This window comes from Bradyrhizobium sp. P3_C3 (genome assembly GCF_056402655.1).
The window spans coordinates 1-750 of record NZ_JBFUGY010000145.1; the positions used below are offsets into that span (position 1 = coordinate 1).

1 pseudogene is annotated in these 750 nt (G+C 60.0%); it reads left to right on the forward strand.

Annotated elements, in window-relative coordinates:
• Nucleotides 1–234, forward strand: a pseudogene (locus tag AC1DW2_RS43835) (IS110 family transposase); the annotation flags it as partial.
• Nucleotides 235–750: the final 516 nt, after the last annotated feature.

Sequence of the window (750 nt, forward strand, 5' to 3'; positions counted from 1 at the left end):
ACGCTGGCCGGCGACGAGATAGTGCGTACGGTGTTGTATGAGGCCGCCAACGTTCTGCTATCGCGCATCACGCGATTCTCAAAACTTAAGCGCTGGGGGATGGACGTCGCCAAGCGGCGAGGCTCGAAGCGCGCAAAAGTCGCCTTGGCACGCAAGCTCGCAGTGATCCTGCATCGAATCTGGGTCGACGGCACAACTTACCGATGGACCGACGCGGCCCCGATCGCAGCATAGAACACGAGGAGAAGAGTTGGAATGCAACCGGGCTGAACTGAGCCTGGTGCCCGAAGTCCCGTCGCCGGGACGGTGGATCCGGTGAAGCCGTTACACGCCCAGTGGCCGTCTTCTGACGGACCACGCGTATCTAGATAGGCTCACCGCTCCCTCTGACAGCATGATGTGGCGGCCAGGCGTTGACCACGGACAGAAGCATGAGCTCGGCGGCGTGACATTCACTCGGGAGGCTTGACATCATCGGGCCCATTACAGAAGGGCGTGTATTCATCTGTGGACGCCCCGCGAGATGCAAGCGGTTTTTGAAGAAGATCGGCACGTAGTCGGATGCTGCCATCTGTCCGGCCTCTGATGGTGCAGCGATGAAGCTGCGGGCCCGTATGGGAGTTCGCAGACCGGAACCAAATCATAAAAGCGTGCTCCAGGCACGATGAGTACATCTGGTTCTTCCGGCCCCGTCTCGCCGACTGTTGCGCCATACCCTCCTTCGACCGACTACATCTCTGACGACCTCTG